Annotated in this window: 19 protein-coding genes and 2 tRNA genes; 9 read left to right on the forward strand and 12 right to left on the reverse strand. The window is 55.0% G+C overall.

All coding sequences use genetic code 11. From position 1 onward, the window contains the following. Window positions 1–58 precede the first annotated feature (58 nt). The 3 genes from JMF94_RS07925 to JMF94_RS07935 all read right to left on the reverse strand — a co-directional run bounded on the left by JMF94_RS07925 (window position 59) and on the right by JMF94_RS07935 (window position 3931). Window positions 59–1204, reverse strand: a complete 1146-nt coding sequence (locus JMF94_RS07925; protein WP_240824602.1) for an acyl-CoA dehydrogenase — start codon at window positions 1202–1204, stop codon at window positions 59–61. Between the two features lie 58 nt (window positions 1205–1262). After that, window positions 1263–2570, reverse strand: a complete 1308-nt coding sequence (locus JMF94_RS07930; protein WP_240824603.1) for an MFS transporter — start codon at window positions 2568–2570, stop codon at window positions 1263–1265. Between the two features lie 140 nt (window positions 2571–2710). Beyond that, window positions 2711–3931: a CaiB/BaiF CoA-transferase family protein gene (locus JMF94_RS07935; protein ID WP_240824604.1), complete on the reverse strand. Its 1221-nt coding sequence runs from the start codon at window positions 3929–3931 to the stop codon at window positions 2711–2713. Between the two features lie 945 nt (window positions 3932–4876). On the opposite strand from JMF94_RS07935, the gene JMF94_RS07940 reads away from it, so the two are divergent. From JMF94_RS07940 to JMF94_RS07950, 3 genes are all read left to right on the forward strand, one after another. Continuing rightward, entirely contained in the window at window positions 4877–6070 is a 1194-nt protein-coding gene (locus JMF94_RS07940; RefSeq protein ID WP_240824605.1) for an acyl-CoA dehydrogenase family protein, read from the forward strand. A 298-nt stretch (window positions 6071–6368) separates the two neighbouring features. After that, the gene (locus tag JMF94_RS07945; RefSeq protein ID WP_240824606.1) at window positions 6369–6746 is read left to right on the forward strand and encodes a hypothetical protein; all 378 of its coding nucleotides are present in this window, start codon (window positions 6369–6371) and stop codon (window positions 6744–6746) included. A 233-nt stretch (window positions 6747–6979) separates the two neighbouring features. Next, window positions 6980–8473, forward strand: coding sequence for an outer membrane homotrimeric porin (locus JMF94_RS07950; protein WP_240824607.1), 1494 nt, complete (start codon window positions 6980–6982; stop codon window positions 8471–8473). Window positions 8474–8696: 223 nt separating this feature from the next. Here JMF94_RS07950 and JMF94_RS07955 read toward each other — a convergent pair whose 3' ends face one another. Continuing rightward, the gene (locus JMF94_RS07955) at window positions 8697–9671 is read right to left on the reverse strand and encodes a LysR family transcriptional regulator (RefSeq protein ID WP_346770013.1); all 975 of its coding nucleotides are present in this window, start codon (window positions 9669–9671) and stop codon (window positions 8697–8699) included. 581 nt (window positions 9672–10252) lie between these two features. Between JMF94_RS07955 and JMF94_RS07960 the strand changes: the two genes are divergently transcribed. From JMF94_RS07960 to JMF94_RS07970, 3 genes are read left to right on the forward strand one after another with little or no spacing between them, the layout of a single operon-like run. Further along, window positions 10253–10735 carry a DUF1466 family protein gene (locus tag JMF94_RS07960; protein WP_240824609.1) on the forward strand — a complete coding sequence of 161 codons (483 nt, stop codon included), beginning with the start codon at window positions 10253–10255 and terminating at the stop codon, window positions 10733–10735. A gap of 60 nt (window positions 10736–10795) precedes the next feature. Next, complete coding sequence (locus JMF94_RS07965) at window positions 10796–10993, forward strand: hypothetical protein (RefSeq protein WP_240824610.1); 198 nt, start codon at window positions 10796–10798, stop codon at window positions 10991–10993. A gap of 9 nt (window positions 10994–11002) precedes the next feature. Then, window positions 11003–11224 carry a tyrosine-type recombinase/integrase gene (locus JMF94_RS07970; RefSeq protein WP_346770016.1) on the forward strand — a complete coding sequence of 74 codons (222 nt, stop codon included), beginning with the start codon at window positions 11003–11005 and terminating at the stop codon, window positions 11222–11224. Window positions 11225–11253: 29 nt separating this feature from the next. On the opposite strand, the gene JMF94_RS07975 is transcribed toward JMF94_RS07970, so the two are convergent. After that, window positions 11254–11340, reverse strand: a tRNA-Leu gene (locus tag JMF94_RS07975). Window positions 11341–11853: 513 nt separating this feature from the next. On the opposite strand from JMF94_RS07975, the gene JMF94_RS07980 reads away from it, so the two are divergent. Continuing rightward, window positions 11854–11929 (forward strand) — tRNA-Lys (locus tag JMF94_RS07980). A gap of 161 nt (window positions 11930–12090) precedes the next feature. Here the strand turns inward: JMF94_RS07980 and hslU are convergent. Then, on the reverse strand, window positions 12091–13404 hold the full coding sequence (hslU, locus tag JMF94_RS07985; RefSeq protein ID WP_192111507.1) for an ATP-dependent protease ATPase subunit HslU: 1314 nt from the start codon (window positions 13402–13404) through the stop codon (window positions 12091–12093). 254 nt (window positions 13405–13658) lie between these two features. Between hslU and tpx the strand changes: the two genes are divergently transcribed. Continuing rightward, the gene (gene tpx / locus JMF94_RS07990) at window positions 13659–14162 is read left to right on the forward strand and encodes a thiol peroxidase (protein ID WP_240824612.1); all 504 of its coding nucleotides are present in this window, start codon (window positions 13659–13661) and stop codon (window positions 14160–14162) included. A gap of 118 nt (window positions 14163–14280) precedes the next feature. Here tpx and JMF94_RS07995 read toward each other — a convergent pair whose 3' ends face one another. The 4 genes from JMF94_RS07995 to JMF94_RS08010 all read right to left on the reverse strand — a co-directional run bounded on the left by JMF94_RS07995 (window position 14281) and on the right by JMF94_RS08010 (window position 18047). After that, window positions 14281–15144: a metal ABC transporter permease gene (locus tag JMF94_RS07995; RefSeq protein ID WP_240824613.1), complete on the reverse strand. Its 864-nt coding sequence runs from the start codon at window positions 15142–15144 to the stop codon at window positions 14281–14283. After that, window positions 15137–16063, reverse strand: a complete 927-nt coding sequence (locus tag JMF94_RS08000; RefSeq protein ID WP_240824614.1) for a metal ABC transporter ATP-binding protein — start codon at window positions 16061–16063, stop codon at window positions 15137–15139. Before JMF94_RS08000 ends, JMF94_RS07995 begins: the two co-directional genes overlap by 8 nt. Continuing rightward, window positions 16053–17099 (reverse strand): zinc ABC transporter substrate-binding protein, encoded by a 1047-nt coding sequence (locus tag JMF94_RS08005; RefSeq protein WP_240824615.1) that lies wholly within the window; start codon window positions 17097–17099, stop codon window positions 16053–16055. Before JMF94_RS08005 ends, JMF94_RS08000 begins: the two co-directional genes overlap by 11 nt. A gap of 87 nt (window positions 17100–17186) precedes the next feature. Further along, window positions 17187–18047, reverse strand: coding sequence for a pirin family protein (locus JMF94_RS08010; RefSeq protein WP_240824616.1), 861 nt, complete (start codon window positions 18045–18047; stop codon window positions 17187–17189). Between the two features lie 122 nt (window positions 18048–18169). Between JMF94_RS08010 and JMF94_RS15145 the strand changes: the two genes are divergently transcribed. Beyond that, on the forward strand, window positions 18170–19021 hold the full coding sequence (locus tag JMF94_RS15145; RefSeq protein WP_240824617.1) for a M23 family metallopeptidase: 852 nt from the start codon (window positions 18170–18172) through the stop codon (window positions 19019–19021). A gap of 99 nt (window positions 19022–19120) precedes the next feature. Here JMF94_RS15145 and JMF94_RS08020 read toward each other — a convergent pair whose 3' ends face one another. Both JMF94_RS08020 and JMF94_RS08025 read right to left on the reverse strand, forming a co-directional pair. After that, window positions 19121–19450 carry a hypothetical protein gene (locus tag JMF94_RS08020; protein WP_240824618.1) on the reverse strand — a complete coding sequence of 110 codons (330 nt, stop codon included), beginning with the start codon at window positions 19448–19450 and terminating at the stop codon, window positions 19121–19123. Window positions 19451–19452: 2 nt separating this feature from the next. Continuing rightward, on the reverse strand, window positions 19453–20301 hold the full coding sequence (locus JMF94_RS08025; protein WP_240824619.1) for a 50S ribosomal protein L11 methyltransferase: 849 nt from the start codon (window positions 20299–20301) through the stop codon (window positions 19453–19455). Between the last annotated feature and the right edge of the window lie 24 nt (window positions 20302–20325).

The raw sequence follows: 20325 nt of genomic DNA on the forward strand, positions 1-20325 counted from the left end.
TTTGGGCAACGGCGGGCGGCAGCGCTGGCGACCGCCCTGCGTTTAGTTACAAAACGCCCTAGCCCTCATATTCTTTCAGAATCTGCCGTGCGGCGATGTAGACCATGACCTCGTCCGTGCCGCCAGCCATGCGGGTGATGCGCACATCGCGCCAGAGGCGGGAGATACGCACGTCTTCGGTGTAGCCCACCCCGCCCATGACCTGCATGGCGGCGTCGATAACTTCGCCTGCGGCTTTGGCGCAATAGCGCTTGCACAGGGCAGAGGTAACGCGCAGGGATTCGTTGTTGTCGTTCTGCCAGGCCACCTTGCAGATGAAGTTGTGCATATTTTCAATCTGTATGGCCATATCCACGATCTTTTCCTGAATCATCTGGAACTGGCCGATTGACTGACCAAACTGTTGCCGCTGGTTGGCGTAACGCACGGCGTCTTCATAAGCGCAGCGAGCCATGCCGCAGGCGTAGGCTGCAATGACCAGGCGCTCGATTTCAAAATTCTTCATCAGGTGGATGAAGCCGTAGCCTTCCTTGCCGACCATGGCGCTTTCTTCAAGCTCCACATTGTCAAAATACACTTCGCAGTTGCTGATCTGGTGCCAGCCGATCTTGACCAGATCCTGAATCTTTACGCCCGGGGCCTGGGGATCTACCCACCACATGGTAAAGCAGCGCTTGGGGTCTTTGGGCTCGGCGTCGCGGGCCAGTACCAGCATGTAGGGAAAATCGCGCGCGCCGGTGATAAAGGTCTTTTGCCCGTTGAGGTACACCTTGCCGTTGCTGCGCGTGGCCGTGGTGGCAAGCAGGTTGTTGTCCGAACCGGCCTGAGGTTCGGTAAACAGCAGCGAATAGGCGGGAATACCCTTCTGGGCGCTCTCCACTGTTTTTTCCAGCTGATCCCTGCTGCCCCAGCTCACCATGTTGTGCACGCACAGGGCATTGGTCAGCAGGTAGCCGGTTCCGCCCATGCGGGCCAGCTCTTCAATAATCAGTATCTGGGTCAGCATGTCTGCCGGTACACCGTCAAATTCGTCGGGTACGCCCAGCAGCGAAATGCCGTTTTCGGCCATGGCTGTCATGAATTCCACAGGAAAGCGACGGTCAAGATCACACTTGCGAAAATACTCGTCGGGAAAGTCGCGCTGCATCATTTCGCGCACGCTGGCGAGCAACAGTTCCTGTTCTTCTGTAAGCCTGAAATCCATCTCAAACTCCTTTTCTGACGGGCCGCACGTATTACCGTGCGGCCCTTGTTAACCTGAATTACGCGGTGCGCTTACGGGCAACGGCCTCACCAAAGGGGGCCACCCGCACAAAGACGAGCATCAGTGCGCCAAGAACGGCAGTACCCGCGCCAAAGCTGAGGGCAAAGTCGTAACCGTACTTGTCCACCAGCACACCCGTGACCGTGGGGGCAAGAATGCCACCAACCGAAGCAAAGGTGGCCCAGAGGCCCACAAGTTTGCCCGCATGACGCTTGGAAAACACGATGGGGATGGAATAGAATCCGCCCATGGTCAGGCAGAGAAAACCGTTTGAGGCGGAAACCAGCGCCGTGGCGGCCATGGTGCTGGAAGCAGTGGTGGCCAGGTACAGCAGCACAGCAGAGGCAATGAGGCCCACGCAGGGTAGAATTTTGCGGCCAATGTTGTCGCCAAAGTAAACTGCGCACTTGTCAGCCAGCAGACCGCCAATGGGGTAGGTAAACATGGCGGCCACATAGGGCAGCATGGACGAAACAGCGCTACCCGTAACGGAAAGACCACGCCCGTCGGCAAAGTACGTGGGCAGCCAGGTCATGAAGAGGTAGAACAGAAAGTGCGTGCACAGGAAGGATATGGCGCCAAACCACACGGCGGGCTGGGCATAGGCTTCCTTGGCGGTAAGCATCTGGTCGGGGTCATCGGCAGATACAGAGGCAGCCTGCGCAGCCGAAGCGGCGGCCGCGCCACGGATATAATTAAGCTCGGATGTGGAAATATTGGGGTCTTCAGCCGGGGACTGGTAGCCAAACTTGATCCAGATCAGCACCCAGATGGGGCCAAGAATCGAGAAGGCATAAAAGACCTTCTGCCAGCCCCAGGTATTGATGACCCAGGCTGCCAGAGGCATGGTTACGGCAAGACCCGCCGCCACGCCAATAAGAGAAACGCCCTGGGCAACCCCCGATTCCTTTTTAGGAACCCACTTGGCTATCATGCTGGTCATGGAAGGCAGGGCCACGCCCTGAGCCATACCGCAACCAGCGCGCACCACAATCATCAATACCAGCGGTACGCCAAGCGGCAGCGGCGTGATGAAAACAAACACCGACCACAGCACCGCAGCAACGCACAGCACCCTGCCGCCTCCAAACTTGTCGGCCAGAACCCCACCCAGCACCATGGTGCTGGCATAACCAAGAAAAAAGGCCGTGGAAACAAGGCCAAATTCAGTTTTTGACCAGCCGTAAAAGGAAATCATGGAAGGCCCGGCCATGGAAACGCTGGCTCTGGCCATATAGAGCACGGTGTAACACAGAAAGAACAGGCCCAGTGTCCACCATCTTCTGTTACCGATTGCATCTGGCATATTTTTATCCTTCGGCGTAAGCCGCTGTGGCTGTTTGGATACAGGTCTTTGCCCATGCACCCAACATTCTTGCAAAAAACAGTATCAACCCGACTGGCGAGGAGTTTTACGTTCGCCAGAGCCATCCCTCCGCCATAAAACTAGCCGCAGATAATGGCTTTATCCTGCTGCATCTTGTCGATGGCCGCCTCGGGGTAGCCGCAAGACTTGAGCACAGAGGCGGTATCCGCACCAAGACCACGTGCAATGACGGCATCGGGGTCGCCCATGCTTTCAAAGCGCACGGGCGTGGTGGTGATGACGCGTTCGTTGCCGCTGGGGTAGGTGACCTTGCGCAGGCCGTCGATGGCCCAGGCCTGGGGATCATCAAGAATTTCGCTAGGAAGCGCGCCCTTTTCGCAGGGAACGTCGTTTTCCTTAAAAATTTTCAGCCATTCGGCCAGGGTCTTTTTGCTCATGGATTCGCCAATGATGCCGATGGCCTTGGACTGGGTTTTGCGGGCCAGCACATTGCCGATGGTGCTGATGTCTTCATCGTCAAAAACATCCTCGCGCCCAAAAAGACCCATCATCTTGCGGAAATACACGTCGTAGTCAGGAACGCAGATGATCAGCCAACGGTCGTCGCTGGTGCGGTAGGTATTGTTGAAGGGGTTTGCCACTTCCATGCGCGACTTGGGGTACGTGTTTCCGTACTGCGAGGACATGATGGGCACAGACATGGCCCAGAGCGCCTGATGGAACAGCGAGGTAACCACACGGTCGCCCTTGCCGGTTTTTTCGCGGGCATACAGGGCTGCGCAAATACCAGAAGCCAGGGTAAGGGCCACCTGATAATCGCCAAAGGCATTGGGCTCGTTGATGGGCGAGGTGCCACGTTCGTGAAAAGATCCAAGGATACCGCCACGTGCCACGTAGCAGGTCACGTCATAGCCGGCGGTATCTTTTTCGGGGCCTTTATCGCCATAGCCAAACATCTGGGCCATGACCAGACGGGGGTACTTTTCTTTCAGGGCGTCGTAGCTGAGGCCCAGCTTGTCCAAGGCCTTCTGCCGGAAGCTGGTCACCAGCACATCGGCATTTTCCAGCATGCTGTGCAGGGCTTTCATGCCCTCAGCGTTCTTAAGATTGAGCGCCACAAATTTTTTGTTGAGGCTCGTCATATCAAAGGAAAGGTTTTCGTCTTCCATCAGGGGAATGTTAAAAACCGGGGCCTGACGGCGGTAGGGATCGCCGTCAAACGACTCTACCTTCCACACTTCAGCCCCCCAGTCGGCCAGTACGCGCAGCGCGGCAGGCGCCGCCGCATAGGTAGCCAACTCCACAACCCTGACGCCCTCCAACGGTTTGTGCCTTGTCATTGAATTCTCCATGTCTGCATTTAAATTTATTTCAAAACAAGCAATACACAGTTCAACACCTGTCAAAGATTGCTTACATTAACTGTATTTAAGTAAAAAAAGTCAAATTTATAATCTTCAACAACATAGTAACGAATTTTTTGATATACGATCAGACTTTTTGCCAGAGTAATAAATTTTAATTAATTATTTAGCAATATTATAAAAATACAGCTGGCCAAGAGGCCAGCTGTATATCAATTGGTTTCAACAAATAATCAGTTACTTTGATCAAAAAACAGGACTATGTGATTTTTTTATCAAACAACGCACGAATCAAGCCTTTCCTACGCATATTTTTTTGAAACCTACCCACAATAGCTCATAATAAATCTTATAATAGACTGTAATTTTACACTATATTTTCAAAAATATCCAAAGACCCACAAAAATGGACTTCGCTACCCTTCACCTCAAACCAACGCCACTACATTAATATAGTCCTGGTTCTGAGCACATGACTGAGCGGCTTATAGGTTGTGTAATCAAACAAAAAAGCCCCAAAATGGACCTGCTGAACATTTTTTTCACGAGATGGCGAATCAAAGGCTGCTATTTATCCCCCAAAACTGCCTTTTGTGAAATTTATTTCAATAAAACCACTTTTCGCGGCAATAATTTTGATAATCACCTTTCAAATCGCGCAACAGTAATCCCGCATAAAAACACATAACACACCAAAATATAAGAATAATAACAAAAAAATACCCGTCTTTACCGTGCCTACGACCACACCTCTATAAAAATATTCAATATTAATCTGCCGTCCATAATCAATTTGACCAGAAAAGATATTTTACTGATTATGTATTTCAGAAAAGTAAAGGAAAATATACACGACTGCACACAGCAACAATGTATATTTTATTTCTAATCAACTGCAACATTATGTTAAGGAGAAATGAGATGGGCAAGTTGAGCAAGGCTGAATTTGACGCGTACCTGAAGCAGATTCGCGAGCTGTCAGAAGGCCCCTTTGAAGAATTGCAGAAGGAAATCGAGGTAACCAACGTTTTCCCGAAGGAATTTTACGAACTGGGCATCAAGAATGACCTGTACCGCTGCTCTGTGCCCGTCGAATTTGGCGGATGGGGCCTCTCAGAAGCCGAAATTCTGCGCGTTCAGGAAGAATTCAGCCGTGGCCCCGGCGGCATCCGCATGCACCTGCACTATGCCATGGACCTGAACTGGCGTCCCCTTTACGACTACGGCACTGAAGAGCTGAAGAAAGAACTCATGCCCGGCTTCCAGGACCGCAGCGTGTTCACCAGCTGGGCCGTTACCGAAGAAAAGGGCGGCACGGGCGCCGACATTCAGTCCTTTGCCGTGCGCGATGGAGATGACTACGTCATCAATGGCGAAAAGTACCTTATCTCCCACACCGACTGCTGCAACTACTCCTACGTCACCGTTGTCACCAACCCCGAGGCCGACAAGGATCACCGCCTGTCCACCTTCATGGTGCCTTGCGACACCCCCGGCTACGAACTGACGCCCATGCCCCACATGATGGGCTGCCGTGGCGCTGGCCACACCGGCCAGAAGTTCACCAACATGCGCGTGAACAAAAAATACCTGCTGGGCAAAGAAGGCCAGGGACTTGAAATTGCCATCCACTCGCTTTCGGTTTCGCGCGTGCACATTGCCGCCAGTAACCTTGGCATGGCGCAGCGCATGCTCGAACTGGCCCTGAAGCGCGCCCACGACCGCGTGACCTTTGGCAAGCCCATCATCGAACGTCAGGCTATCCGCATGAAGGTTGCCGACATGGCCACCCATGTGCACGCCCTGCGCACCATGGTGTACGACTTTGCCAAGGATTACGAAAACAATCCCAAGGGCGAATACATCGAAGAAAAGGCCGCCATGTGCAAGCTGTTCAGCATTTGGACCACCAAGGTGGTCTCTGACGAAATGCTCGAAATCTTCGGTGGCATTGGCTACTTCGAAGATTGCGAATACGGCCCCGTGGAACGTCTGTACCGCGACTGCCGCGCCATGTGGCTGGAAGAAGGCACTCCCACCGTACAGCGCATCACCATCTCCCGGCAGGCAATCAAGCACGGCGGCGTTTTGGGCTATTCTGACTTCGACGCCTAGCAAATACTCCTCCAACACGCCCTTGCCAGGCGTGCTTCCACTAAAAGGCCATCGGCTCTGGCCGATGGCCTTTTGCGCAAAACCTGCAAACCCTGGAACCGGAATACAAACCATGTCTCAGCCGCCCTTCAGCCCCCTGCGCTGTAAACTGCCGCGCAAGCCCTGGATAAAGCATGCGGTGCTGCAATTCTGGCACTGCAAAAGCTGCGCACGCCTGCTGCACGAGTACCTGAGCGAGGATCACCCCGCAGATTCGCGCGCCGCGTCATCACTTGCGCCAGTTTGCTGCGGGCAGCCCATGCAGCCTTTGCTGCCCCAAACGCCTCAAGGCGCAGCAAACCTGCTGGACATTGATTATGAAATTGTTGGTGGGCTTAACAACAATGCCGTGAGAGTACGCTGGAACAAAGCCGCCGCTACGCCCCCCATGTGGATAGCTTTGCAAACCTATACAGGCGTTTACCTCAAACACATCAGCCCCCAAAAAATGCCGCCCGTTGTCTTTCCTCTCTCCGACGAAGATGCCTACGCATACTGCGACAAGGATATTTGCGAGCAGTGTCTTTATTGCTGCAAAAAAGGCTGTACGATTTATGTCTACGCAGGTGAAAACGGCATGATCGTTCTCAATATGGACAAAATATCTCAATATTTTTTACAAAAACTGCCAATATAATAAAAATAAATCATTATTACATCTCTTAATGCAATTTAAATAGCTTCTCAATAATTATAACAGGTGACCATACGCCACATATAAACAGGCTGGATTAATTCACAGGCATTATAATGTGGATCACGACTGTGGCAGCAGTACAACCAGTCTTTCGGATTTGAATTTGCCCAAAAAGAGAATGCCGCAAGGTAAACGCTGCGGCATGCAACCCAAACGACAAAGGAGACTGTTCAATGAGGAAGATTCTGGTTTTACTGTGCGCTGCAGGCATGCTTTTGGGGGCCAGCACCGGGGCTCAGGCAATTGACTTCAAGGCCAAGGGCCAGTGGGTTTTTGGCTTTGATTACGGCCAGCACGGCAACTTCACCTCTGGCTCGTCAAAAAATACCGGCTACAACTCGCGCACAGACGAATTCAGCCCTTCACAGCGAGTTCGTCTGCAAATGGATGCCGTGGCTTCCGAATGCCTTTCTGGTACTGTATATTTTGAAATAGGTGACCAGACCTGGGGCAAGGCCTCGCAGGGTGCGGCCCTGGGAGCGGATGGCACAGTGGTGGAACTCAAAAATGCCTACCTCGATTGGGTTGTTCCGCAGACAGACGCAAAAGTCCGCATGGGTATCCAGAACTTTACCCTGCCCAGCTTCACCACCACTTCGCAGATCATTTCCGCAGACGTGGCAGCCATTATCGGCAGCTACCAGTTCAACGACAATGTTGGTCTTACTGCCGTGTGGGCGCGCCCCTATAACGATAACTACAGCGGCTACCCCAATGGTTACAGGGCAAACTACATGGATAATGTAGATCTATTCGCCCTCACGATGCCGCTGAGCTTTGACGGCGTAAAGGTTACCCCCTGGGCAATGTACGGCATGTTCGGCCCCAATGCCTTCCGCACCAGCGCCACAAGCTACATTCCTGCCCAGACCAGCAACTATTACCTGGCTGGCCTTTATCCGCTTTATGGCAGCACCCACAACCAGAAGCTCACAGGCTACGGCAATGCGGTGTGGGCTGGCTTTACCGGCGACATAACGGCCTTTTCGCCCCTGCGCCTGGCGTGGGATTTCAACTACGGTTCAATCACGCGTGACGACCCGTCCTCCAACCGCTCTGGCTGGCTGGCCGATGCCCTTGCAGAATATGCGTTAGATTGGGGTATTCCCGGTATCCATGCATGGTACTCTTCTGGCGACGATGACAATCCCGGCAACGGTTCCGAACGTCTGCCCTATACCGACCTCGATGAAGGCGGCGCTGGCTCCTTCGGCACATACGCCTTTAACGGTGGCCGCCCCAATACCTTCCGCGACAGCACCATTGCCCACAACATGGGCGGCACCTGGGGTGTCGGCCTGTATACCAGAAATATCAGCTTTGTGGACAAGCTCACCCACACAGTGCGTGTTAACTACATTGGCGGCACAAACGATCCGGCCCTGCTGAAAAAGCTTGCGGCTAGAACCGGCGAATGGATGGCCCCCAATGCCACGGCCTTGGGCAAGGAAGGGCTGTACATGACGCGCAACGATGGTGCCATAGAATTTAACCTGAACAACGAATACAAAATGTACGACAACCTCACCGTATGCTTTGACATCGCCTATATCAGGCTGATGATGGACCAGAGCCGCACCGTGTGGGGACAGAGCAAAATGAACAACAAAAGCGATGCCATGTACGACGCATGGAACGTGAACGTGAACTTCATCTATTCCTTCTAGTCTGCCAGGGGCCGTTCCCTCCTTGACGGCTGGCAGTCACAACACGGCAGAGCCAGAGCACACGCTTGCACAAGCATGCGCTCTGGCTCATTTTTTTCGGCATCATTTCAGCATGGCGATTACGATTTGCCGCAGGTCAACGCCACAAAATGCAGCAGGGGCATTGCGCGCAACATGTACGCCCAATGCCCCTGCCCGCATGGCAAGATGAGTTATCCAGCTATCAGTGCAGGGCAACCTCTGCATCTTCAATGGTTTCTATGTTTGAGTCCTGCTTGTCGTCAGCAATTTCAAACTGCTGCTTCATGAAATTCAAAAAAGCCTTAACCTGTGGATACTGGTACGCGCCCGACTGCGACAGCACCATGTAATACTGCCGGGGGCGGAAAAACCGCGAAAGCGACACTGCCTGAATTTTTTGCGCAAAAAGGGCATCTTCGAGAACAAAGCGGTCTAGCATGCTCACACCAAGCCCCTGCGAAACGCAACGCACAAGGCAATCCTGATGCGTGATTATGTGCCGGGGGTTCAGCTTTACACCATAGCGCTGCGCCTGACGAAGAATATTTTGCCACAGGCTCGAATGGACAGAAGGCGCGACGATGGTCATTTGCGCTATATCTGTCAGATCCAGCATATTTTCAGGCGGCAGCTTTGCCTGCGGCGATGCAAAAAGCGTGATGTCTGTTTTGAACAAGGGGATGACCAAAAAATCGTCAGGAATTCTCTCTGAAGCCAAAATGCCAACATCCACCTTGTTGGAAGAAATGTCTTCGAAAAGCTTGCTCTCCAGCATCTCGGGAATAAGCCTGAAGCTCACTTCAGGATACTGCTGCGAAAAAACGTGCACCAGATCCGGCAAGATATGATTGTAAAACGAAAACATGCAACTGATGCTTAGAGGGCCTTTTACTGTTGCTGGCAGATGCTCCAGCTGCCCACGCAGGGCATCAATCTGAGAAAAAAGCAACACTGCCTTGCTGAGCAAAAATTTTCCCTCTTCTGTCAGAACACGGTTTGTCTTGGAACCGCTAAAAAGCTTAACACCAAACTCTTGCTCAAGGCTGCGAATCTGATACGTGAGCGCAGATTGGTTACGGTTCATCTTTTTCATTGCAGCCGTCATGCTGCCACATGTTGCTGTATAATAAAAACCTCGCAACCATTGAATAAAATCGCCGCTGAACTCAGGAAGCATAAAACCCTCCCTTGACGGAAACGAAAGGTGTTGTTCAAAATACCGAAAATAATATGGTCAAACAATGTATGTTGACCAGAACAACACCTCGTTTCAAAATATGCTGCATATTGTGATTTTATTCTCACTCAAAGTACATACATGGTCAAGTATACAAACAACAAAATAATCTTACAAGCCAGCGTCTTTGCACCATGCGCTTCATTGTGTGACGGATAGTTCACATTCAACACTATTTTAAAAAAACCGTGCTTGCCACGGCTAAAATCGCCACACACCTTCCGTCAACGCCCTAACAATCATGCCACACCGTGGGCGCATCATAGGAAGGAGTGGGATCTTCTTCCTATGCTAAAGGGCTATTCGTCCCAATTGTCCTTGATGGCATGTAGCACAGCTATGACAACTGATATCGAGCTCACGTAGTTCATTTGTCTTCCTTGCGTTTAGCAGTGCGGGACGCGCCGCTTTTTGTTAAGCGTAAGGGAACGAAATATTCCCGTTCGGTACCAAGGTCTGAAATTGAGGGGCACCATCATACAGCACCGCCATTGAGCAAGGCGACTGGCAGCAGGGCAAACATGGCAAGGCACCAGATCGGGCAAATCGTTGACCACCCGGCTGGTTTGCGGCAACAGGTGCGTTATGTGTTCATCCCGAATGCCAAGGCCGTAAACTTCAAAGCCGATTTTATGGGGCACCCTAACGGCATTGTTTGCGGCCAGATGGTTGTCTGGCATGCCAATAACCTGAATCATCTTTCGCTGCTCTTTGATCGGCAGCATGGCCTGCAAAAACCACCACAAAGTCCCAGCCAACGGTGTTCCTCCAGAAGCCCGAATGTCGAACAAGTCTGGCACCGCCTGCCCGTGCCGCATGATGGGGAATACGGAATTGGTCGCCGTAGCAGCAGGGAAGGCCGTTACCGCCGGGTCTACTCCACTGAGATGCCTCAGTGCGGCTGCCACTGCAAAGCAGGCTCCTTTGGCGAGGTTAATTGGTGCGCCAGCCATGCCGCCACTTACCTCCAGCAGGACATGGACAGCGGCGTTAAGCCCTTGTAGTTCAGTCTCTTTTGGGGGGAAATGAGCATTGCAAACTTGCAGACTGTGTAGTGAGTTGGCATGCAGTGTCCCTATGCGCAGGGCAAGACGGGCCGCATCAAGCGCGTGTACCCCCCGTCAGCCTATTGGGAAGAGGCCAAGTTGAGCTACCAAGAAGATTCGGCAGCCGGGATACCTTGGGTTTGCCTCAGGCGCGGGCGCAAAGTGTTGGACTACAATACGGCATGGCGCACTGCGGTAAAAGTCGCAGGCATGTAGGGGCGTGGAATCAGGCCGTATGATATACGGCACATCGCGGCCTCAGAAATGTTGGCACGCGGGGCAGACCTTGCCGCCGTGGCTGCACAGCTCGGGCATAGTAATGTTGCCACAACAGGCGGGACATATTCGCACGTCACAGCAGGGAGCCAAGCCGCAGCGGTTGCACTTATGCCCGGCCTAGATGATGGTGATACGGTGGTGATACAAAAAGACGTAAAAAAGGGTTAGGTTTTTACACCTAACCCTTTGATTTAACTTGGTACCGGGAGCGAGACTTGAACTCGCAAGAGGTTGCCCTCGGCGGATTTTGAGTCCGCTGCGTCTACCAATTCCACCATCCCGGCAGACTAGCCAAGGCACATGGGCAATGCCGCATATGCATGGCGTGAGTGGCTTTGTAGCCCAAGGTACGCCGATTCGTCAAGCCCTCAGCAGTGTTGCCTCTCTGATTAGGCCAAAAGCAGCTCGACACCGCACCATGCGGCTCCCACTCCCAGCCTGCCGTCTTTGATTTGGAGCCAATGTAACAGACTGCGCTTCGGTAAATCAGAATCACGGCTTTGTTATGCACGCTCCTGTCAGGCTCACCAATCAGGCTATGTAATTTTACTGAGCGGATTCACGATGAAGTCACCTGTGGATGAAGTCACCTGTGGCGGTATTGCCATGCCGCGCAGGCCAAAAAACTTTCCTTTGAGTTCACAACGTGAAATTTCCCCGCCCAGAGCTGAATTCCACCGATTCTGCCGCATTGACATTTACAGGTAATGGCCTGACTCGAAAAATAATTTTACAAAAAAATTCGCATCTGCTTGACACTTGCCCCCCATTTGCGTAAACACCTCTTCACGCAATGCGGGTCATTAGCTCAATTGGTAGAGCAGCTGACTCTTAATCAGTTGGTTCGGGGTTCGAGTCCCTGATGGCCCACCAGAAAATCCAGGTTCGCGGTTACACCGCGAACCTTTTTTCTTTTGTTCTATCAGCAGTTACAAAAAAACCGGCCAGTGGCCGGTTTTTTTGATCTTCAATGCTCTGATTTCTTATGCTCTGCTTCCGCTGTCATGCACCCAAGCAGCGCACAGGCCGAGCGCTTACAGAATATACTGGCTCAAGTCCTGATCGTCGCGCACATCCTGCAAATGCTCTTCCACATAGGCCTTGTTGACCACCACCTGCGCACCGGGCATTTCAGGCGCGTCAAAGGATATGTCAGCCAGAATTTTTTCCATGATGGTATAGAGCCGCCGCGCGCCGATATTTTCCGTGCGGGTATTGGTGTCCTCGGCAAAGGCCGCGATTTCTTCCAGCCCGTCATCCGTAAAGCTCAGGCGAATCTGCTCCGTACCCAGCAATGCTTCGTACTGCTTGGTCAGGGCATTGTCCGGCTCCTTGAGGATGCGCAAAAACTCTTCCCTGCCCAGAGGCTGCAATTCCACCCGCAAGGGAAAACGTCCCTGCAATTCGGGTATCATGTCCGATGGCTTGCTGAAATGGAAAGCGCCCGCCGCAATAAACAGGATGTGATCCGTGCGGATCATGCCATACTTGGTGTTGACCGCACTGCCTTCCACAATGGGCAGCAGGTCGCGCTGCACGCCCTCGCGCGAAATGTCTGACGTGCGGTTTTGCGAGGAGCTGGCGATCTTGTCGATTTCGTCAATAAAGATGATGCCCGTCTGCTCTACCCTTTCGCGGGCCTTGTCCACCAGGGCTTCCTGATCCACAAGCCTGCCAGATTCTTCCTGCACAAGTACGGCAAAGGCATTGCGCACCTTCATTTTGCGGCGGCTGTGCTTGGGCGGAAAGGCCTTGCTGAACATGTCCTTAACCTGTCCGCCCATCTGCTCCATACCGGGGATGGCAAACAGATCAACACTGCCGCCGCCCTGCTCGGTCACTTCCACTTCCACTTCCCGGTCATCCAGAAAGCCAAGGCGGAATTGCTGCAAAAGCTTTTCGCGCGTGGAGGCGCGCTCTTCCGACCCAAAAGAACTGGGCAACAGCAAATCCATAAGGCGTGATTCAGCAGCAGCCTCGGCAGCCTTGCGCACACGGGCATTTTCCTCATCGCGCACAAGGTTGATGCCTATTTCCATGAGGTCGCGCACCATGGATTCCACATCGCGCCCCACATAGCCCACTTCCGTGAACTTGGTGGCTTCAACCTTTACAAAGGGCGCTCCTGAGAGCTTGGCCAGGCGGCGGGCAATTTCCGTCTTGCCTACGCCCGTGGGGCCCATCATAATGATATTCTTGGGCGAAACCTCATCACGCAACTCCGGCGCAAGGTGCTGCCGCCGCCAGCGGTTGCGCACCGCCACGGCAACCATGCGCTTGGCCTGTTCCTGTCCCACCACAAATTTATCAAGCTCGGCAACTATGCCGCGAGGTGTCAAAGTACTCATCAAATTCTCCTGCTGTAGGCACATTCTTATGTAAATATAGGCATTGCCGCGCACATGGCAATGGAGGCACACAAGGTTTTCTCCACCGCAGCAGCGTACCTGCGCGTACTGCCCTTGCGAACACTTTCCTGCAACGATACACTGAAAAAGTGAGAGCGAGAAATCTGGAAATCCGATCTCGCTAACAATAATCATTGACAATAAAGCCTTGATAGCACAGAATCCAAGAACCCTGAAACAATAAGGAGTTTCCTATGGATACAGTTACGTTCAAAGGCAATGTCATGCATCTTGAAGGCACCCAGCCCGCCGTTGGCGGCAAGGCTCCCGACTTCACGCTGACCGCCAACGATATGAGCCCCCGCAGCCTGAAAGACTACGCTGGCAAGGTGCTTGTGCTTGTATGCGTTCCCTCGCTGGATACTCCCGTATGCGATATGGAAGTTCGCCGCTTCAATACCGAAGCCGCCGCGTTGTCCGACAAGGTGCGTATTGTGGCCGTGAGCCGCGACCTGCCCTTTGCGCAGGCCCGCTGGTGCGGAGCTGCTGGCGTAACCGCTGTTGAAGCCCTCTCCGACTACCGCGCTGGCGCCTTTGGCAAGGCCTATGGCATTCTGATCAAGGAGCTGGATCTGCTGGCCCGCTCGGTCTTTGTGGTCGCCCCCGACGGCACCCTGGCTTACAGCCAGCTTGTGGGCGAAGTTACCCACGAGCCTGACTACGCAGCCGCTCTGGAAGCGGTCAAAAAACTGGCCTAGCTCATACAAGCTACCCAAAAGCCAAAACGCCTTCCCCAACTGAAAGGGGAAGGCGTTTTTTTGTGGTGTCGCGCAGAGAGCGCCAGACCAAACGCAGAGATGTACAGCGGCCTTGCCGTCAGGAACGTCTGCGACCCGTAGCCTGAGCGGCAAACAGACTCACAGCAAACCAGCAGCAGGCCACAAGAATAATGGTGGCCCCGCTGGCCGTAGCAAGCCATTCCTGAGCCGAAAGGGTCAGCCCTGCGAATGCGGATGACGTACCCACCAAAAGCGCCCACCAGAACATGCCCCCGGCAGAACGGGCAAAATTGCGGGCCGTGGCGGCGGGCACAATGAGCATGGCCGTCACGAGCAGTACGCCCACCGCCCATACAGAAAACATCACCACCAGTGCCAGCAGTCCGGCAAAGGCATATTGCCACACGGCCACGCGTACACCGTGAACCCGCGCCATAACCGGATTCAGGGCAATATACATCAGCCTGTTGTAGCCTACGGCCTGAAACAGAAGCAGGGCAACAAAGAGCAGGGCCAGAAAGCCAATTTCACCATCGGTGATGGTAAGGATATCGCCGTACAAAAAGCGCTGCATGTCCCTACCTATGCCCTCGGCACGGCTCACCACGGCAAGACCAAAGGCCACCACGGCAGAAAACACAATGCCGATGACTGTGTCGGACGAAAGGTCGCTCTTGCGCCGCACAGCCATGATGCCAAGCCCCACCAGTATGCCAAACAGGGGCATGGCAAGACGCGGCGGCACAGCCAGTATCAACCCCAGCGCAACCCCGGCAAAGGCCGAGTGCCCGATGGCGTCTGAAAAAAAGGCCATGCGAAAATTGATAACTTCCACCCCGAGCACAGAGGCCATGGGGGCCAGCAGCAGCACTCCGAGCAAGGCCTGCTGCATGAAGCGCATTTGCAGGCAATCAAGCGGAATCATGGAGATAAGCGCATATACGGGGCTGAGATCAGGCACGGGAACCTCCCTGATCCGGCGCTTTTTCACCGCAGGGTTCACTTTGTGAGGCGCTCAGGCGGGCAGACAGGCGCGCGTTCAGGCGGGCGGCCTCGCGCCGCTCAATGGCCGCATAGTTAGGCAGCAGGCCCTCGGCTTCGCTCACCACGCCGCACTGCGGGCAGCCGGGGTCTTCAGGGTCGCACTGGTCCGGATACAGGTGGATAGGTACGCCAAAAAGTTCCATGAGGGTGGAAGATGTCAGCGTGGCGCGTGGCGCGCCTGTGGCGCATACTGTTTTGTTGAGGCAGATCACGTGGGTTGCGTAGTGCGCCACCAGCGGCAGATTGTGGCTGACCATGATCTGCGTAAAGCCGCGCTCGTGCCGGGCGGCATCCAGCAATTCCCAAAAGAGCCTCTCGCCGCGCACGTCTACGCCTGCCGCAGGCTCGTCCAGCACCAGCAGTTCCGGATTGCGGCCAAGAGCCGCAGCCAGCAGCACACGGCGCAGTTCGCCGCCAGAAAGGTCGCCCATGCGGCTCTGCTCCAGATGCTCGGCTTTGACCATCTGCAAAAGCTGCCGCCCCTCGCTGCGCGCCCAAGGGCGCAGGCCCAGCCACAAGGGCTGGCGCTGGCGGCTCAGGGCCAAAAATTCGCACACGCGCAGGGGCAGGCTGCGATCCATAATCAGATGCTGCGGCACATAGGCCATGCGGGGCTGATGCTCTAAACCAGCGAACTGGATACGCCCTGTATAGGCCATTTCGCCAATAAGGCAGAGCAGCAGCGTGGTCTTGCCTGCCCCGTTGGGCCCCACAAGAACCGTGCTGCCGCCAGCGGGCGCAGTGGCGCAGATATTGTTCAGAATACTATTGCCCCCTCGGCTGAGGCATACATTTTCAAAGCAGACCGAGGGGGCAAGCAAGCTGTTATTTGCCAAAATATTTCTCTAATGTGTCCAGATTTTTGGACATGACGGTTTCGTAATAATCAAGGGGCGCGTCAGACGGCCCCGAGGCCAGAGGGTCAAGCTGCACTGCCGGAACACCCGTTTCCGCCGCAAGGGCGAGCACGGGCTTGTCCGAATACTGCGGCTCGCCAATGAGCACAACCGGCTTGGATTCTTTTATTTTTTTCACCAGATCAAGCAGGCGCGCCGCAGAGGGTTGAGCCTCTTCATCTTCCTGAATCACATCCACAAGGTTCAGCCCGGCATCGCGCACAAGGTAGGCCATGCCATCGTGCAGGGCCACCACATTCTTGTTGGCGGCATTGGCCCCTACTGCGGCAAGGCGCTGGCCCAGAGCCTCAAGCCTGGCGGCATAGGCATCCGCCGCCTGCGGGCAATTTTTTGCGGCAACCGGAGCAGCCGCAGCAAGGCCACGGCCAATATTGCGCGCCATCACAGCAGCTTGCAGCGGGCTGGAAAAAGCATGCGGATTCAGGCCGCCGTGGTCGTGCCCATGGTCATGGCCGTGACCATGTTCGTGATCATGCCCTTTTGCCGCTGCCACAGGGTTGTGGTCGTCCTTATGGGCGGCGTCCGCCTTGCCGTGATCGGCATCGTGGTCTTCGTCATGTTCTTCAACAATGGCGTTAATGCCCTTGCTGCTGTCGATGACGGCTATCTTCTTGCCTGCGGCGGCAAGCGGTTTTTCCAGAAAGGACTCCATACCCAGGCCGTTGATGATCACAACATTGGCCCTGGAGAGTTTTTGCATGTCCTTGGGGGTCAGCGCGTAGTCGTGCGGGCAGCCTGTCTGGGCGGGAATGAGCAGATCAACCTGCACATCCGGGCTTGTCTGGGCAACAGCGCGGGTCAACAGATATACGGGATAGGTGGTGGCAAGAACGCGCACCTTGGGCTCGGCGGCAAAAGCGCCAGTAACCGCAAAAGCGGCTACGAGCAGCGTGCATAAAAGCGCCAGGCCGTGATGTTTGCCCTTGCGAAACAAGACAGAAATACAATTGCTCATGGTACTTACTCCTGTTTCCAAAGCAAAATGGTCAGATAAGACCCCGCAGCAGCCGTGTCAAGCCGGATATTTTCAATCCGTCAACGGCTAATTCTGTGCAGACGGAAGCCAGTGTTTGATAAATCTGCCTTCTTCAATTTCAAAATACGCCTGCATCAGCTCTTCATCTGTATTCATGACAATGGGGCCACCCCAGGCGACCGGCTCCCGCAGGGGCGCGCCGGAAACCAGCACAAAGCGGCATTCTTCTTCGCCACCTTCAAAAGCGACGGTATCCCCCTCGCCCAGCAGGTAGGAGTGGCGGGCCAGCATTGGCTCCCTGCCCTCCATCAAGAAGCAGTCGCCAGCATACAGATAGGCAAAAACCGTGTGGGCGGGGTTGGTCTCCACCTGCCAGCGCGCGCCGGGCTTAAGGCGCACGTCAAGAAAACGCACATCCACATAGTCGCCCTTCGCGGCGCCTTCGACGCCCTTGTATTCACCCGCGACCACGGCCACGTAAGCGGCCTCTTCCTCAACGCACGGCACCATATCAATGGTGATGTCGCGGTACTTGGGATCAGTCATCTTGTGGGCGGCCGGCAGATTGATCCAGAGTTGCAGGCCGAGCATGCGCGGCGAGGCAAGGGGCATTTCCTGATGCAGAATACCGCTCCCGGCGGTCATCCACTGGCAGCCGCCATCGCGGATAACGCCAGCATTGCCCAGGCTGTCCTTGTGTTCGATGACGCCATTCACAAGATAGGTGAAGGTTTCAATACCCCGGTGAGGATGCATGGGAAAACCCTTTACGTAATCCTCCGGATTTACGGAATCAAAGGCATCAAGCATAAGAAAGGGATCAAATGTTTTGACTGTGGGCGAACCAAGCACGCGCACAAGGCGCACACCTGCGCCATCAATGGTGGGACGCCCCGTGACGTCTCCGGTGATGGATCGTAACTGCATGTGCTGCCTCCTTGTGCCGGGCTTTCGCCGTATGTGCATAAGCCTGGCTTGCATTTTTTACAGTGCTCCGTATGCTGCCGACCTGTTCGCGCTCAAAACGCAGCTACAGACGGGGAGAATACGTGTCGAAATTTCTAAGCAGACTCGCGCTTGCCGCCCTCTGCATAGCCCTTGGCTGCCCGCCCACGGAACTTGTTGCCGAGGGCGCATCGGTCGCGCCCGTTGCCGACACCGCAAAACCTGCCACGGAACTTGCTGCGGAACCAGAAGCCGGACAAACAGACGCGCAAAAAACATCTGCCAGCAGCCAGTATACAGAGCCTGAATCTTCGCCAGCAATGCCGAAACCCACCCAGTCAAAAACCGCCCAGAATACCGAGACCAACCGCGCCTTGCCGCCATTGCGCGAGCTGATCACATCCCCCTTTGGCAACCGCCGCATGCCCGGTTGGCTCAGCAGGCGCGGCGTGGTCATGCGCGATCATGGGGGTATAGATATCCGCGCGCACATGGGTTGGCCTGTCACGGCCTTCAAGCCCGGCACAGTCATCCGCGCCGGAGAAAACGGCCCACTGGGCATCTCCGTTGATGTCCGGCAAGAAGACGGCATGACGGCGCGCTACGGGCACATGTCAAACACTCTCGTAAAAACCGGGCAGCGCGTCACCTCCGGCGAAGCCCTAGGGCTTGTGGGGTGTACTGGTAGAACCACCGGGGCCCACCTGCACTTTGGCCTGCTGGACGCTTCAGGCAAGGCCGTTGACCCCTTGCCCTACCTGCATTCTGCGGATGAAGTGCTGCGTCCCGACCCGGCGAGCATACCGCCCGTCATTGAAGCGCAGTCTTGCGGGCCAGTGCTGCGCGGCCCCAACGGACGCCCCATTCGCATGGGCAATACGCGCATGGGCACTACGCTGAAAGATCTCGATAACTATACCCCGCCGCCCATCCCCACCTGGGATCAGCGCCAATAGCAGGAACAGCCTGCCTTCGCATTGCACAAAATTCCGGGCTGAGTTCCGGGCAGATTCCACCCCGATCAGGGGAAACACCCGCAAAGCAATGACCTGACTCTAGGCCGAACGACGGTTTCTCGGGCCTTCCGCCCTGCGGGACTTTTTGCGCCCTTTGGGCCACAGGGCCGCCATAAGCACAAGCTGTCCAACCACCAGTACCGGGTCGCGGTCAAACAGCCCCGCGCCGAGCACAAGGCCCGCTCCAAGCAGAGCTGCGCCACGGCTGGCGTAAAACCTGCCCGCAAGCTGCAAGATCACACCAAGCCCGACCACTATGGCAAAGAGCAGTGCCGGGGCAGTTTCCGGCGCAAGAACAATGGGCAAACCGGGCAACGCAGACGAAATATCCGCCTGCGCCGCCGCAGTTGCCAAAGCAAATACCGTCAATGCTAATCCCAGACCAGCGCGCACCACTCGCCGTCAATAACGCGGCGGGGCTTGGGCAGGCACTGGGCCATGTAGGCTTCTTCCACGCTGTCGGCCTGGATTTCAAGCAGGCCGGAGAGCACCAGGCATGCGCCGGGCTTGCAGGCCCACACGATGCGCTGGGCAAGATCAATCAGCGGGCGGGCCAGAATATTTGCCAACACCAGATCATAGGTGCGGCCTTCGAGCGCGTCTATGCTGCCAAGGCCCACTTCAAAACCCTCGATTCCGTTGATTTGCCTGTTTTCAATGGCATTTTCCACGGCCAGCATGTCGATGTCGTAGCCTTCGCCGGTCAGGCCGCTCTTGCAGCAGCCAATACCAAGCACGCCCGAGCCAGTGCCGAGATCCAGAAAATGCTGGCCCGGCTTGACGCGTCCGGCTTCCACAAGCTCGCTCAATACAGTGAGGCACAGGGCCGTAGTGGCATGGTGTCCCGTGCCAAACGCGCTCTTGGGTTCAATAACAATCTTTTCCCGACCGGGAAAATCATTGCTGTCGGCAAGCCAGGGGGGCAGCACCACAAAACGGTTGCCGCACGGCACAGGCGTAAAAAACTGCCGCCATGCTGCCAGCCAATCCTGATCCTCAAGCGTGGTCAGGGTGTATTCCGCTGCGGGAATGCGGGCCTGAAGGTCGCTTTGCAGGTTGTTGATGAATTCGGGGTTTTCGCAATGCACGCGAAAGCGGGTTTCACCCGTGGGCAGGGTTTCTTCTTCCCAGCCAAAGGGCACACCCAAGGTCAGCAAGCCGGTGGCGCGGTCTGCATCTTCTTCGGCCACAACCATTTCCAAACGAAAAATCTGCTTCATAATCCTCTCGCTCAGTGTTTGCGG

The organism is Desulfovibrio sp. UIB00, assembly GCF_022508225.1.
Taxonomy (GTDB): Bacteria; Desulfobacterota; Desulfovibrionia; order Desulfovibrionales; family Desulfovibrionaceae; genus Desulfovibrio.